14 protein-coding genes are annotated in these 14,633 nt (G+C 42.2%); 7 read left to right on the top strand and 7 right to left on the bottom strand.

The window, feature by feature from the left end:
- Positions 1-31: 31 nt before the first annotated feature.
- Positions 32-1,738: a mechanosensitive ion channel gene (locus WH214_RS08385; protein ID WP_168158389.1), complete on the bottom strand. Its 1,707-nt coding sequence runs from the start codon at positions 1,736-1,738 to the stop codon at positions 32-34.
- 164 nt (positions 1,739-1,902) lie between these two features.
- Positions 1,903-2,181: a hypothetical protein gene (locus WH214_RS08380; RefSeq protein ID WP_339421475.1), complete on the bottom strand. Its 279-nt coding sequence runs from the start codon at positions 2,179-2,181 to the stop codon at positions 1,903-1,905.
- Positions 2,182-2,468: 287 nt separating this feature from the next.
- Here WH214_RS08380 and WH214_RS08375 point away from each other — a divergent pair, with 287 nt between their 5' ends.
- The 5 genes from WH214_RS08375 to WH214_RS08355 all read left to right on the top strand — a co-directional run bounded on the left by WH214_RS08375 (position 2,469) and on the right by WH214_RS08355 (position 6,640).
- Entirely contained in the window at positions 2,469-2,891 is a 423-nt protein-coding gene (locus tag WH214_RS08375) for a hypothetical protein (RefSeq protein ID WP_004694572.1), read from the top strand.
- A gap of 569 nt (positions 2,892-3,460) precedes the next feature.
- Positions 3,461-4,405, top strand: a complete 945-nt coding sequence (locus WH214_RS08370) for a transporter substrate-binding domain-containing protein (protein ID WP_010326225.1) — start codon at positions 3,461-3,463, stop codon at positions 4,403-4,405.
- Positions 4,406-4,473: 68 nt separating this feature from the next.
- Positions 4,474-5,217, top strand: coding sequence for an amino acid ABC transporter permease (locus WH214_RS08365; RefSeq protein WP_336955411.1), 744 nt, complete (start codon positions 4,474-4,476; stop codon positions 5,215-5,217).
- On the top strand, positions 5,217-5,900 hold the full coding sequence (locus WH214_RS08360; RefSeq protein ID WP_005399959.1) for an ABC transporter permease subunit: 684 nt from the start codon (positions 5,217-5,219) through the stop codon (positions 5,898-5,900). Before WH214_RS08365 ends, WH214_RS08360 begins: the two co-directional genes overlap by 1 nt.
- Before the next feature lie 14 nt (positions 5,901-5,914).
- Positions 5,915-6,640 (top strand): amino acid ABC transporter ATP-binding protein, encoded by a 726-nt coding sequence (locus tag WH214_RS08355; protein WP_010326224.1) that lies wholly within the window; start codon positions 5,915-5,917, stop codon positions 6,638-6,640.
- 62 nt (positions 6,641-6,702) lie between these two features.
- Here WH214_RS08355 and WH214_RS08350 read toward each other — a convergent pair whose 3' ends face one another.
- Positions 6,703-7,425, bottom strand: a complete 723-nt coding sequence (locus WH214_RS08350) for a carbonic anhydrase (protein ID WP_339422940.1) — start codon at positions 7,423-7,425, stop codon at positions 6,703-6,705.
- Positions 7,426-8,149: 724 nt separating this feature from the next.
- Between WH214_RS08350 and WH214_RS08345 the strand changes: the two genes are divergently transcribed.
- Positions 8,150-9,337: an ammonium transporter gene (locus WH214_RS08345; RefSeq protein WP_058952170.1), complete on the top strand. Its 1,188-nt coding sequence runs from the start codon at positions 8,150-8,152 to the stop codon at positions 9,335-9,337.
- A 69-nt stretch (positions 9,338-9,406) separates the two neighbouring features.
- On the opposite strand, the gene WH214_RS08340 is transcribed toward WH214_RS08345, so the two are convergent.
- Complete coding sequence (locus WH214_RS08340) at positions 9,407-10,099, bottom strand: HAD family hydrolase (RefSeq protein ID WP_339421476.1); 693 nt, start codon at positions 10,097-10,099, stop codon at positions 9,407-9,409.
- Positions 10,100-10,263: 164 nt separating this feature from the next.
- Here WH214_RS08340 and WH214_RS08335 point away from each other — a divergent pair, with 164 nt between their 5' ends.
- Positions 10,264-10,974, top strand: a complete 711-nt coding sequence (locus tag WH214_RS08335; protein ID WP_339421477.1) for a phosphatase PAP2 family protein — start codon at positions 10,264-10,266, stop codon at positions 10,972-10,974.
- On the opposite strand, the gene WH214_RS08330 is transcribed toward WH214_RS08335, so the two are convergent.
- Genes WH214_RS08330 through WH214_RS08320 form a run of 3 tightly spaced genes read right to left on the bottom strand, consistent with a single transcriptional unit; the run spans position 10,964 to position 14,624 of the window.
- A complete protein-coding gene (locus WH214_RS08330; protein WP_339421478.1) occupies positions 10,964-12,280 on the bottom strand; it encodes an ATP-binding protein in 1,317 nt (438 codons plus the stop codon). The genes WH214_RS08335 and WH214_RS08330 overlap by 11 nt on opposite strands.
- Position 12,281: 1 nt before the next feature.
- Entirely contained in the window at positions 12,282-12,962 is a 681-nt protein-coding gene (locus WH214_RS08325; protein WP_004694591.1) for a response regulator transcription factor, read from the bottom strand.
- A gap of 3 nt (positions 12,963-12,965) precedes the next feature.
- Complete coding sequence (locus WH214_RS08320) at positions 12,966-14,624, bottom strand: phosphoethanolamine transferase (protein ID WP_339421479.1); 1,659 nt, start codon at positions 14,622-14,624, stop codon at positions 12,966-12,968.
- Positions 14,625-14,633: the final 9 nt, after the last annotated feature.

Below are 14,633 nucleotides of genomic sequence, written 5' to 3'. Positions count from 1 at the left end.
CCATCAGCAGTCGGTGTTTAGGGTGATTAATTTAGTCTGGATCTTTGGGGTGAACGTCAATATCTTGTTCAGCTTCACCCGTTGAACCAAAAGGTTTATTTAAAGGTTTATGCGCAGGATCGACCTCTGCTGTAGTTGGAATATCATCTGTATGTTGATATTCCTCTGCAACTGTTGGTGTATCCATTTGCTCTTTCAGTGAGGCATGTTCTTCTTTGCCCTGTGCGGATTGCGTGCTTTCAGCTTTGGCCTGATAAAGTGGATTCGGTTGCGTACCTTCTTTTTTGGCTTTATCTAACAAATCGGTCAAAACCCGTTCCGCAGGTTGACGCCCACCGAGGCCAAAAGCCAGTGCAAAAGCAATAGCAACCGCACCAAGCGTTAAACCAAAGGCCAAGTTCACAATGGAGTCTGCAATACCCATTGCTCGCAAGCCCATCGCCAACACTAAACCAATGATCAAGACACGTACAATGTTCGCCACCCAACGAGAACTGTTGTATTCACCACGTTCAATCACCTGTGCAACCAAATTCGCCAACCAGAAACCCACGCCCAGAATGACTGCACCCAATAGGATGTTTGCACCAAACTGGATAAACATCGCAATCAAACCACTGATCTGTTCAAAGCCGAGTCGATTTGCTGCTTCAGAGACCGCAAATAGCATGGTAAAGAACACAATAAAGTAACCCACAACGCAAGACGCTTTGGTGTTTCCTAAGAAACGTTGCAAGCCAACTTTGTTTGGAATGTCATCTACACCTGTTCCCGACAAGACTTCAACCACAAGACTTGCGACAAAACGTGACACCACATAGGCCAAAATTAAAATTAATGCCGCTGCAATGATGTGCGGAATCGCATTCATGATCTCATACAGCATGGCCGTCGCTGGTTGAGAAATTGCATCAATGCCTAAAGCTTCAAACGCAATAATCAGCGCTGTGATAATGACGATTGCAAAAACAAAAGATCCGAGCACTTTGGCCAAATCTGAGTTTTTAAACAGTCCTACTTTTTCAACCTGTTTTTGTACATCTAGGCTTCTCAATAAGCCCTCAATAATGCCCCGTACAATTTTTGCTAGAATATAACCTGCAAAAACTATTACACCCGCAATAAAGATATTTGGCAGATATAGTACGGCTTCATTGACCATATTTTGGATCGGAAAGAGCAGCCCAGTCAGACCGAGTATCGACAAAACAATGGGTAAGAATAGTAATAAAATCAGCCAATAGACGATTTCACTAATATTTTGACTCAGCGTACTGACTCCTACATCCTGACTGAGTTTTTCATCTAGCTGAGTCCGATCAAGTCCTTTTTGTAATCCCACTTTGACCAGATTTGCCACAATCCAGCCAATGAAACCCACAGCAACTGCAGCCAACAGTTGTGGAATAAACAACAAGAACTGTTGAACCATATTACTAAATGGCCCACTTACACTGGTGAGATTGAGAACATTGAGTGCACCAATCACCGCAATAATCAAGATGAGCCAAAACACAACTCGAGAGATAATATTTTCAATATTTGAGCGATGGCCGGTAGCACTGGAAAGTTTTTGGTTGGTGCCGAGTTTGGTTAAAACCTTTTTCACAGCACCTGCAATCAATAATGCAATAATCCAACCAATGATCAGGATGGCGATTGCGGACAGGATCGGGTGAAACTGGTCCCAATAATACATCGCATCAAATCGACCCTGATGCCCTACATAATCATTCATTTTGTTCTCCCTCTTGTTATGTCTACACCACAGCGACCTTTGCTCAAATACAGATTTTAGTTTTGAAGTGCTTGTCTGCCATGAGGTATGAATGAGAAATGGAATACCTTTTTGATGACTGCTAAAGAAAAAACCCCTGTACATTACAAGGGCTTTAGTCTCATTTAGCGGTCAGTTGCAGTCGCCGTATTGCTATCGGCGGCTACTGCTTCATCACCTGCTGTTGCAGTGGTGCTGTTATTGGGTGTTGCAGGCTCTGCACTCGGATTCGGATGTCCTGGAGGCGCCTCATTCGGATTTGGCTTGGTATCTGCAAACATATAAAGTAATAATGCGATTAAGAAAATTCCGACCAATGCCAACATATACACAGGCACGCGTTTTTTCTTTTGCCGCTCCTCTGGCGTTTGTACATGGGGCGGTTTATTGAAATCATGTGTCATAGCTCCCCCTCAATTTTCTATTATCAAGTTGTCGAATTTTTATACTAACAACTGCTTGTGTAGCATTGTGTTTCAAAGCATAGTGAGATAGTAAACAAGCGCCTTATTTTAAGGTAAATTATTATTTTATAAGGCTTTAAAAATACTCATTCACCTGTCAATTCAGTGTTAAAAGTCATATAAAAAGTATTTCATATAGGCGTAGACAAAAAGAGTCTGGCGAACAGCGCTCTTCAACTGAATTTGCGCTATAATTATGCACCTTGTTTTAGCTGTTTTTGGACTTTATGGCATATCGTCAACAAAGTGTAACGCTTGATTTAGACACTGATGTTACGCACCAATGTCATTTGCACTACACGCGAGACCAACATCTTATTGGTATTATTGAATTTTCTAAGCCCAGTTATATTCTAAAGTGGGGCGATCTGGAGTTTTTTCGCCGTCGTACTGAAGAGTTTTCAGTGATGCCTTTTCCTGAATGTGTCAATGCCATGATTATTGATATTCGAAATGTGCAAGCCTTTTTAGACAATGAAACACCCATTATTCCTTGGCGCTTACTGGAAGAAGAATGTCCTGTGCGTTTAGTTGTACCTCAAGACCGTTTAGATCACTATATTGGGCTGTTTGAGCCAACATGGCTGACGACGGATATTGAAACGGCTATTTCTGAAATCCGTGAATATATGGATATGTTTGTGCACTAAGCACTTCTTTATACATGCCTGATCATCTCCTCCCCTTGCGATTGTGCCCCGTCATTTATTCATAACGTACAGTCGCGTTTTTTTTTTTTTTTTTTATATCTTCTGCGGAAAACGTAGGACAGTAAACCGAATCTAACTGACTTTTATATACTGCCTCATAAAACGGATCATCTTCAAAATAAAGCACTTTTCTTTGCTATTGCCGTTTTAGCATGTTCTACACAAGCAAAATCCATTCTGTCATGCATCCATAACAAAACGAATAGCCAACCCTGTGGCATTAGACATTAGCCTAATAAAATGAATTATAAAACTTGAAATGGCACGTATTATGCATAATTTTCTTTTTAATATCAGAGAAATATAGCGATGCACTTATTTAAAGCATTATTAACAAAATATTAAAAATCCCTCTTGAGCAGCAAAAGCAATCTCGATTAAGATGCAGACTAAGCTGTAAAAAAATACCATAAAAAGAACATCTTTTGCACAGAATAAAGCTTTAACCCAATTCTGACGTTTTTGATAAAAACAATGCAATTGATGCTGCAAACAAAAGGAGTTTGTACATGACCATGCAACGTAATCTTTCTGCCCTATTTTGTGCAAGTGCACTTGCGCTGAGCCTCAGTGCATGTAGCGACAACAAAGCACCTGCAACGGATGCAGCTAGCACTGGTGCAGATGCTTCACAGTCAGGCACTTTAGATAAGATTAAAAAATCAGGAACCATTGTTTTAGGTTACCGAGATTCCTCTATTCCATTCTCCTATATCGCAGACAACCCAAATCAACCTGTCGGTTATGCACATGATTTACAGCTCAAAGTGGTTGAGGCTGTTAAACAAAAGCTGAATATGCCTGATTTAAAAGTTCGCTATAACTTAGTCACCAGCCAAAACCGTATTCCATTGGTTTCAAATGGCACAGTCGATCTTGAATGTGGTTCAACCACAAACAACAAAGAACGCCAGCAACAAGTTGATTTTTCAGTGGGCTTCTTTGAAGTGGGTTCACGTTTACTTACTGCAACAGATTCAGGCGTGAAGGATTTTGCTGACTTAAAAGGCAAAAAATTAGTAACAACTGCAGGAACAACCTCTGAACGATATATCCGTCAGCATGAAAAAGAGCTTGGTATTGGTGAAGTGATTTCTGCCAAAGACCATGCTGAATCATTCTTGATGCTCCAAAGCGGTCGTGCTGCTGCGTTTATGATGGATGACATTTTACTTGCTGGAGAAAAATCGAAAGCCAAAGATCCAAACAAGTGGCATATTGTCGGTACAGCACCAATTCAAGAAGTTTATGGCTGTATGTTACGTAAAGGCGACACAGGCTTTAAGCAAGTGGTTGATGATGCAATTAAAGCCACTTATAGCTCAGGTGAAATTAACAAGATGTATAACAAATGGTTTGAACAACCAATTCCACCGAAAAACATTAACCTGAACTTTGCTATGTCAGACCAACTTAAAGCCTTAATTGCAAACCCACATGACCGTGATCAGTAAACGATAAAGGAAAGATTAATGTTCACTCAGGCAAAGTTTCTTTGCCTGACCTATTTTAGGGGATTGTCATGAATTATACCTGGAACTGGGGCGTCCTTTGGCAATCCACAGGCGTCGGAGATAGCACCTATCTCAGTTGGATTTTAATTGGTTTAGGCTGGCTGATTGTTATTGCAATCATCGCTTGGAGCATTGCAATGGTGCTCGGAAGTATTCTCGGCATTATGCGCACACTTCCCAATAAAACCGCACGTGCTATCGGCACTGGCTACGTCACCATTTTTCGTAATGTACCGCTACTGATCCAATTATTTATTTGGTTTTATGTGGTGCCGAATTTCTTACCTGGCCCGATTAAGTCATGGTGGATTAATGATTTAAGCGCAGGAACAACAGCGCTGATTTCAGCCAGTATCGGTCTTGGACTGTTTACCGCAGCACGTGTCTGCGAACAAGTCCGCACAGGTATTGAAGCTTTACCTACAGGACAGGTCAATGCAGGTTATGCCATGGGTTTTAGTACCGCACAGCTATACCGCTATGTCATTTTACCGCAGTCCTTCCGTACGATTTTGCCGCCTCTGAGCTCAGAACTGACCAACTGCGTCAAAAATACTTCTGTGGCCTCTTTAGTTGGGGTCTCCGAGATTATTTCGCAAATGAAAACCATCAGCGAATATACGCAGAACACCATCGAAATCTATACCTATGTCACGATTATTTTCATCGTTATCAACGTATGCTTAATTACCTTAATGACGCTGCTTGAAAAACGTTTACGTGTCCCAGGTTTAATTGCAGGAGCTAAATAATGGAATGGCTCACCGCATTTACCCATGATTTGCAGTTATCTGCACCCGCCCTATGGCATGGTTTAAGTATCACTTTAAAAGTGGTCATCATCGCCACCATTGGTGGTATTTTCATTGGCACCCTGTTGGCACTGATGCGTTTGTCTTCAATTCGCATCTTGAATTTAATTGCCCAAGGCTATGTCAATTTATTCCGCTCGATTCCACTCCTGTTGGTATTGATGTGGTTCTACTTTGCTGTACCGTTCATCTACACCACAGTTACGGGAAATTACCTGACCATTGATACCGCGTTGGTCTCAAGTATTGTGGCATTCATGTTGTTTGAAGCGGCCTATTTCTCGGAAATTGTACGTGCAGGAATTCAATCGATTCCTAAAGGACAGTCTGCCGCGGCTTATGCACTTGGCATGACCTATGGTCAGTCCATGCGTTTAATCATTTTGCCGCAAGCCTTTCGTAAAATGACACCGCTGCTGTTACAACAAACCATCATCTTGTTCCAAGACTCGACCATGGTATACGCTATTGGCCTACTCGACTTTTTCCGCACCAACTACGTGCGGGGCGATTTGATGTCTCTATTAACGCAATATATTTTATTTGCAGGCCTAGTGTATTTCACCATCAGTATGCTAGCCACATATGCAGTAAAACGATTACAAAGGAGGTTAAGCGTATGAGCGACCAAAAAGTAATGATTGACCTCCAAAATGTCAGTAAATGGTATGGCGATTTTCAAGTCTTAACCGATTGCACTACACAAATTTGCCAAGGTGAAGTGGTGGTGGTCTGTGGTCCATCAGGCTCAGGCAAATCGACCCTGATTAAAACAGTGAATGGACTGGAAGCTTTCCAACAAGGTCAAATCACAGTCGATGGAATTCCCATCAAAGACCCGAAAACAGATTTGACCAAATTACGTAGTCGCGTAGGCATGGTGTTTCAGCACTTCGAGTTGTTTCCGCATCTCAGCATTACCGAGAATTTAACCATTGCCCAAATTAAAGTGTTGGGCCGTTCTGAAGCTGAAGCGAAAAAGAAAGGCTTAGGCTATTTAGAACGGGTTGGGCTGAGTGCACATGCACATAAATTTCCAGCACAACTTTCAGGTGGACAACAACAACGTGTCGCAATTGCCCGTGCATTAAGCATGGATCCGATTGCCATGTTGTTTGATGAGCCGACATCGGCGCTTGACCCTGAAATGATTAATGAAGTTCTTGATGTGATGGTCGAGTTGGCACATGAAGGCATGACCATGATGTGTGTCACCCATGAAATGGGCTTTGCCCGCCAAGTGGCCAACCGTGTGTTGTTTATGGATCAAGGTAAAATTGTCGAAGACTGTAGCAAAGATGATTTCTTTAACACCAAACGTGGTGATCGTGCTCAACAGTTCTTAGACAAGATCTTGCACTAGCACAGACGTGTTATCCCACATTAAAAAAGCAGATCACACGATCTGCTTTTTTAATTCACGCTCTAGTCTAAAACCAAGCGCGCATTGGTGGCTTGAACAGGACGATTATTCGGATACCCCATCAGTGCAGCGAAGTTTGCGATTTGCTGTGCTGATGCCTGCTGTATATCTTTTAAGACCACCCAACGTACACCTTCAGTACACGGCGGTGTCGTGAGCGAACCATTAAAACGGTAGTACTCGCGATGTGTCGGCAGAAATTGATCTGCGTTTAAATTGAGTACTATCTGGGGGTGCCTGTACTGCTGCCATATGCCATCAAGCGCTTGATTCTTTTCACCTTGTTCATACATCACCGCAACCACAGCCAGCTCGCCTTTTTCAGAAGCATGGACTAAATGTAATTCTATCGGAAAACTTTTGCCGTGAACCGTATTTTCTGAAGGACTATGTAAATGCATTTGCAATAATTGAAATCGTTCTCCCTCTAAACTTAAATAACTGCCTTGATGAAAATTGGCTTGTAAAGTATGAGGGAGCTTCACGATACTCGTTGGAGCCGTTTTATAATCAAAATCAAGTGGCGCAAGGTCTGCTGAAATGACCCGCTCAATATTAATGGGCGATTGATTATGCCCCGCACAAGTTTGGTATTTGGTGTTGAGCTGACTCCAATACTGCGGTGCGATTTGTGCTTGATAACCCCAATCCGAAGTTATGTCACTACCGGCCCAAGCCACCACACATGGGAGACCAAACAATGTTGCTATTAGTTTTTTCTTCATCATAATCCATCAAAAAATATCAGTTTAAAACGCCCCAATATCCTCTAAAAAATCACGCTCAAGCAGCAAAACCTAAAATGCCATTTCTGACTGCTTGTCTTTGTTTTCTGTGCAAACTCTGTAATCATGGCTTTTCAGCAAAAAGCCAATGCTGCCCTACTTTTTGTCTTGTTCTAGATGAAAAATGATGAAATAGGACTGATCATATATGACAATAATTACAATTAATTACATGCAGTTATGTGATTATTCACCTTTTATCTGTGATAGATTAAAATAAGAATGAGAAAATACAATCATGTTTAAAATCTTTCACTGATGCACAATCAGCACGCGCATTTCATAGCATGAGAGCTCCAAAAGAGAACAGAGCAACGGAGACTCAGCTCACAATAGCTGCTAACCGAATTTTTTTATCATTTTTTTGTGTTGCTACTTTTTGGGTTTCACTCAAAAGATAAAATATACACCTGTATATTTAAAATAAAGAAACTTAGATAAACATAATATATTCATAAACTTAATATTAACTTATATTTTAACCCATGCACCACTGCAATGCACAAACCCCATCATGGTGCACACTTTTGCTTTATATCGAGTCTTGTTATTTTTAAGCAAAACTTAATCAATATTTCCTTTTTGCTGAGATCTTCACGAAATTACAGGCATCAGTATACTGAGTTTCTTTTTGCAAAATTTTGCACTCAAATGGAACCTAAACATGCAAAATATTGACTTACTTTTTCTTCTTCTTGGTGCGGTTTTAGTCCTTGCCATGCACGCAGGCTTTGCTTTTTTAGAACTAGGGACAGTTCGTCATAAAAACCAAGTCAACGCTTTAAGCAAAATTTTAACGGACTTTTCACTTTCCGCAATTGCCTACTTCTTTGTAGGTTATTACATTTCCTATGGACACCATTTTTTCCATATCGGGGATACCTTAGCGGCGGATCATGGTTATAACCTGATGCGCTGTTTTTTCCTGCTCACTTTTGCGGCCGCAATTCCAGCCATTATTTCAGGCGGTATTGCCGAGCGTGCCAAAATGCGCTCACAAGCGATTGCAACCGTGTTATTGGTGGCCTTGGTTTATCCTTTCTTTGAAGGAATCGCATGGAATGGCAACTTTGGTTTACAGCAGTGGCTACAAGACACTTTCGGTGCAAGTTTCCATGACTTTGCTGGTTCAGTGGTGGTACACGCTATGGGAGGCTGGATCGCTCTGGCTGCGGTGGTTCTACTCGGTGCACGTGATGGTCGCTACAAAAAAGATGGGCGTGTCAGTGCGCATCCCCCTTCGTCTATTCCGTTCTTGGCTTTAGGTTCATGGATTTTGATTGTGGGTTGGTTTGGCTTTAATGTGATGAGTGCTCAGCGTTTAGATGCCATTTCAGGACTGGTCGCGATTAACTCACTTATGGCCATGGTTGGCGGTACTTTGGCAGCCAACTTCGCCGGAAAAAATGACCCGGGCTTCTTACACAATGGTCCTTTAGCGGGTCTCGTTGCAATTTGTGCAGGTTCAGATGTCGTACATCCGATTGGGGCATTGGTGATTGGCGCCATTGCTGGACTGATTTTTGTCAAACTTTTCACCTACACTCAAAATAAGCTGAAAGTCGATGATGTGCTCGGTGTGTGGCCTTTGCACGGCGTATGTGGTGCCTTTGGTGGGCTTGCAGTCGGGATCTTTGGTCAAAAATGGCTTGGTGGTTTGGGCGGTGTTGCGATGATGTCACAGCTGATTGGTACGCTCTTAGCAATTGGTATTGCTGTTATTGGTGGATTGGTGGTCTATGGCGCTTTAAAAGCCACGATGGGCATCCGTTTAAGCCAAGAAGATGAATTCCGCGGTGCAGATTTATCTATTCATAAAATCTCTGCCAACTCAGATGACAGCATGTTCTAAAGCATTTCCATTTTAATGCGGCTCACATGGGCCGCTTTTTTTATTAGTATTAAAAATTATAAGAGGCTTTTAGCGTTCTAAATAATCAAAAATCTCGGACAATGCCGTGATACTCGGTGCAGTCATCTGTAGTGAAGGAACATGAAAGCCGGATAACCACAGTGCTTGCATTCCAGCCTGCTGCGCACCTTGTACATCATTAATAGGATGATCTCCTATAAATAAGCACTGCTCCACGTCAACAGCCAGTTGCTGTGCGGTGTCAATAAAAATATCAGCTTGGGGTTTGGCTTGACCAAACAATCCAGAGCTATTGATCACATCAAAATAATGCTGAAAGCCCAAGCCATTTAATATAGACAGCCGTGTGGCATGACCGCCATTTGAAATAATGGCGAGTTTATATCCAGCTTGCTTTAGACGGGTCAGTGTTTGCTCAGCCTCAGGCATTGCAACAGCACTGCGACCAAACTGTTCAAACCAAAAATTGCTTAACACTTCTAAATGCGGAGGCACCTGCCAGTTTAACTCCTGTAGCAAAGCGTAAGCCACTGAAGCACCGATACTGAGATGGGTTAAATACTCTTTTAAGGGATAACCACCATTGTCGATCCGATTCACAATCGACTCAATCTGCTCCACATCAACGCAGTTAAGCTGGCTTTGATACGTGTCGGCAAGGCCTTGACTAAAAGCCGCAACACTTCGCCCACGATGCGTCAAGGTATTATCCAAATCAAATAGAACAGCACGTATCGACATGTTTAAACCTCATGTATTTGAGAGCAAATGTAACACTGAACCGACACTTTGTATTTGCCATAAAGCGATAACCAAAGCACAGATCATGCTAAAGCAGATGAAATAGCGTTTATGTTAAGCCTCGTTTAAGCTGACGCTGTTGGAATAGCGCTTATTTTCAGAACATGGCCTCACTTGTGTCGGATCAGCAACGTTTTTTCATCCTTCAGTTTTTTATTTTGACGCTGGGTTTTGCCGTATTGTGGCTGCTCTTCCCTGTGGCGGGCACCATCGATTTACAACTGATTCACCCCTTCATGGATCAAACGGGTCATTTTCCACTAAAGCGCGACTGGGCATTAGCAGAACTGAATCACCGCTATGTCAAAGACATCATCATCGCAGTGTATATAATTTATTTGCTGAAATGGCTCGCTTCATATAAATGGGATGCGTTCAAACCCCAGCGTTGGCAAAATGGCTATTTCATTGGCTTAGTCCTCATCAGTACTAGCCTCATTGGGATTTTAAAATCACAATCCGCGCATGCCTGCCCATGGGACATGACTCTAGCCACGACACATGATTTCTTTTGGGACTTATCCGCCAGCGCAGGACATTGTTTCCCTGGAGGACATGCTGCAACAGGTTTTGCGCTCTTTGTAGGATATTTCGTATACCGTCTAAATGAGCCCAAACGCGCATGGTTTTATTTGCTTGCTGCCCTGATTTTAGGCTTTGTCATGGGTTGGGCACAAATGATGCGGGGCGCACATTTCCTCAGTCACAATTTATGGACGGCATGGGTGATTTGGCTGGTCAATGTACTGGCCTATGCGCTGTGTTATAAGCAGTTTACACCGTCCAGCCCAAATCAAGCTGAAACTATAGCTTAAAGATCACTTGAACCTGTAAGCCGCCCAATCCTTTACTTTGTCCAAAGTGCAGTTTGGCGCCAATTTTTTCTGCGGCTTTATCGACAATGGATAAGCCCAGTCCACTGCCGACTTCCAGATGATGATGTACGCGATAGAAACGCTTTAAAATATGATCATAAAGTTCTGGTGCAATGCCCGGCCCACTGTCTTCAATTTGAACAATCGCTTGCTGATCTTGCTGATAAATGGAGACATTAATCACGCCCTGTTCAGGCGTATATTTAATCGCATTATCCAAGAGATTATAAACAATGGAATGTAAGGCTGAACTTTGAGTTTCTAGCCAAAGTGCTTCATGCTGTTCCAAGCCCAAGTCAATATTTTTGGCCAGCGCTAGCTCCATCAGTTGCTCCATACATTCAACCGCCACATCACTTAGCCCTAGTCTCTGTGTAGGTTCTAAACTCGGCACAGAAGCATCCTGCTTCGCCAAATTGAGCAGTTGTGACACCAAATGTTGAGTCCGAATTAAGCCTAAACTTAGGTTTTTTAACGCTTGGTGTTCCGGAAATTCATGCAGCAAAATTTCCATTTGCAAATTCAGCGCAGTAATTGGGGTTCTGAGCTCATGCGCTGCATCGGCAATGAATTGCTTTTGTTCTTGTTGCGACAGCGAAATTCGTTCAAATAAACGGTTCATTTCATTGATGGTCGGAAGAATTTCCAAAGGATAACCATCGGGCCTAATCTCGCTTAGTTCATGCGGTTCACGCTGTGCAAGTTCCGCTTTAAACTCATCCAAGGGTTTTAGACTACGCCCAATAATCCAACTCAGCCCCCATAAAGCCAAAGGCATAAACAGTAAATATGGAATCAACATATTGGCCGCCAGCTCTAAAGCCAGCTTTTGTCTTACACTGCGCTGCTGACTGACTTGAATTTGATACTTTTCTGTTGGCAGCACATAGGTATTCCATAATCCTTGTGCTGTATGATGGGTATAAAATCCAGCTTTTTTAACGGGTTGTATTAATAAATCAAACTCATGTTGCCGTTGTTCAGGCAGTCCATATGACCAGACATCTACAAACAAATCTTCTTCGTGATAGTGTCTGTCCGCTTCAAACTCACTCTTAATTGGAGCGGGATCATGCTCTGCAACACGCTCAGCCAAATTACGCATTTGTGCATCGAGTATCTCATTGGTCTCTTCAAGCGCAATGCGATATGCTGCAATCACCAACAAACACCCCATCACAATACTAAATAAAGAGGTATAGGTAATCAGTTGACGCTTTAAGGAAACAGGAGTCGACTTCGCCATTTTATGCTTCAACCTGCCCCAAACGATAGCCTAAACCTCGAATGGTACGGATAAAGTCTTTGCCAAGTTTGGCACGTAAATGGTGAATATAAACTTCAATGGTATTGCTGTTAATTTCCGAGTCAAGGTCATAGAGCTTTTCTTCCAAATTGGTTTTGGAAAAAATTTTATTTGGATGACTGACCAAAGGAATTAGAATAGCCCATTCACGGTTCGATAAATCAATGGTCTGCCCTTTGTACTTGGCTAAGTGCAAATCTTCATCTAATTCTAGACCTGCATAACTCAAAGTCTGGCTTTGCTTTTGCTGTTTTAACGCGCCACTACGACGTAAAAGCGCATGAATACGTGCCAACAACTCATCAAACTCATAAGGTTTGATTAAGTAATCATCCGCGCCATGATTTAAACCATCGACTCTGTTTTGTAACTGATCTCGCGCTGAAATAATCAGCACAGGCAAAGTTGGATAAAGTGAACGAATATTTTTTAGAACCTGCATCCCATCCATCATCGGTAGACCCAAATCCAGCAGCACCACATCAAATGGATATTGTTGTAATTGCTTTAAACCATCAAAACCATTGTTGACCCACACCACATCAAACTGCTGATAACGCAGCAGCGTTTGTGTGGACTCAGCAATCATAAAATCATCTTCAATAATCAATATTTTTGACATGGTCTAAGCGCTCGCTTTGGTCGCAGTACAGTGTTCTAACATATTATTTTTTGAATCAATCACTGTACTTTTTACCCCAAGTAAACTCAGCAAGCTTGGGAACAAATGATCTTGGCTTAATTCTTGGCTTTTTTGTTGCCCTAAGCAAGCGATTTGTTGCGGATTCTGCTTTTGCCATGTTTCTGAAAACCACATCAGCATCGGTACGTGGGTCTGTTGGCTCGGTGCAATAGCATAAGGTGAACCATGTAGATATAGGCCGTGCTCACCAGTCGACTCACCATGGTCAGATAAATACCAAAAACCAGTTTCAAAGTTTGAGTTTTGCTTCAATACACCGATCAGTTGACTCAACACATGGTCGGTATAAACAATGGAGTTGTCATAACTATTTTTCAGCTGTTCAGATGTGCAGGCTTGAATGGCGTTGGTTTCACACATCGGTTGGAAGGGCTGAAACTTAGGCATTGAGCGTTTATAGTAAGCTGGTCCATGACTGCCCATTTGGTGTAACACAATTAAACGTGGCGTTTTATCATCAGCCGCAATACCAGCCATATAGGCTTTTAAGCTATCCACCAAAATTTCATCGGTACATTCACCATCGGCTGAACACCATTTTTTCTGTATCGGTTCAGGAATTTTATACTGCTCAACCCGATCACAAACGCCTTTACAGCCAGAGTTATTGTCAATCCATGTCACTTTGTAACCAGCACGCTGTGCAAGATCTAATAAACCTTCACGGTGATGTGCTAACTGTGCATCGTAGTTTTCACGAGGCATGCCTGAAAACATACAAGGTACAGAAACCGCAGTAGCTGTACCGCAAGAACTGACTTGATTAAAGTTGATAACATTGAGTTTTTCCAGCTCAGGGTTGGTCTTTTTCGCATAGCCATTTAAAGAAAAACTTTCTGCACGTGCCGTTTCACCGACCACTAAAACCATCAATTTCGGCAAATTTTGCTGTCCGACTTGCTTCACCAAATGGGCATCTTCACCATAAGTCACCAACGGTAAATGCTGCTGTGGTCGATTTTTTTTATAATACGACAGGGTTGAACTGATCGCATTTTGCGGTGAAATCATCCCTTTGAGATCACGATGTTCACGGAAAATCGCGGCATAATCAACAAAGAAAATAAATAACATGCCTGCTATCAGCAAAATAGAAACTGCACTACCGAACAGCTTGTGCAATAACACGGTTTTGAAAGGATCACGGCGGATTTTGACCTTAAATAAAACCACTAAAGGTAGTACTACCATCGCCCCAATCCACAGTACAAGACGCCATGACAACAAGTCGCGCACTTCATTGCCATCGGTTTGCATCATGTTTTGGATCTGATCTGGTGTGATCGAAACGCCTAAACTGTTAACAAAATATGCACTCATTCCACCAATGACGATCAATAGCGCAGCCAACCCTTTAGCCATCAGCCGCCACTGTAGTAGCTGAAAAACCAAATGATAAAAAGCCAACACCACCAAAATGGTAGCACCGATAAAGGCATAAGCTTTGAAACCGTGATACGGCGTAAGCAACTGAACTTGCTTATAGAACATCACGTTTAAAACCACGGCTAACCACAGCGCCAAATATACGTTAAAGCGCGAAAGTGAAACTTCTTTAAAAATAGACTGCAAATTGAACATTTTAAATCA

Source organism: Acinetobacter sp. MYb191 (assembly GCF_037572605.1).
Lineage (GTDB): Bacteria > Pseudomonadota > Gammaproteobacteria > Pseudomonadales > Moraxellaceae > Acinetobacter > Acinetobacter johnsonii.
Note: the sequence above shows the minus strand (reverse complement) of the source record. Positions and strands in the feature narration are given on the sequence as shown.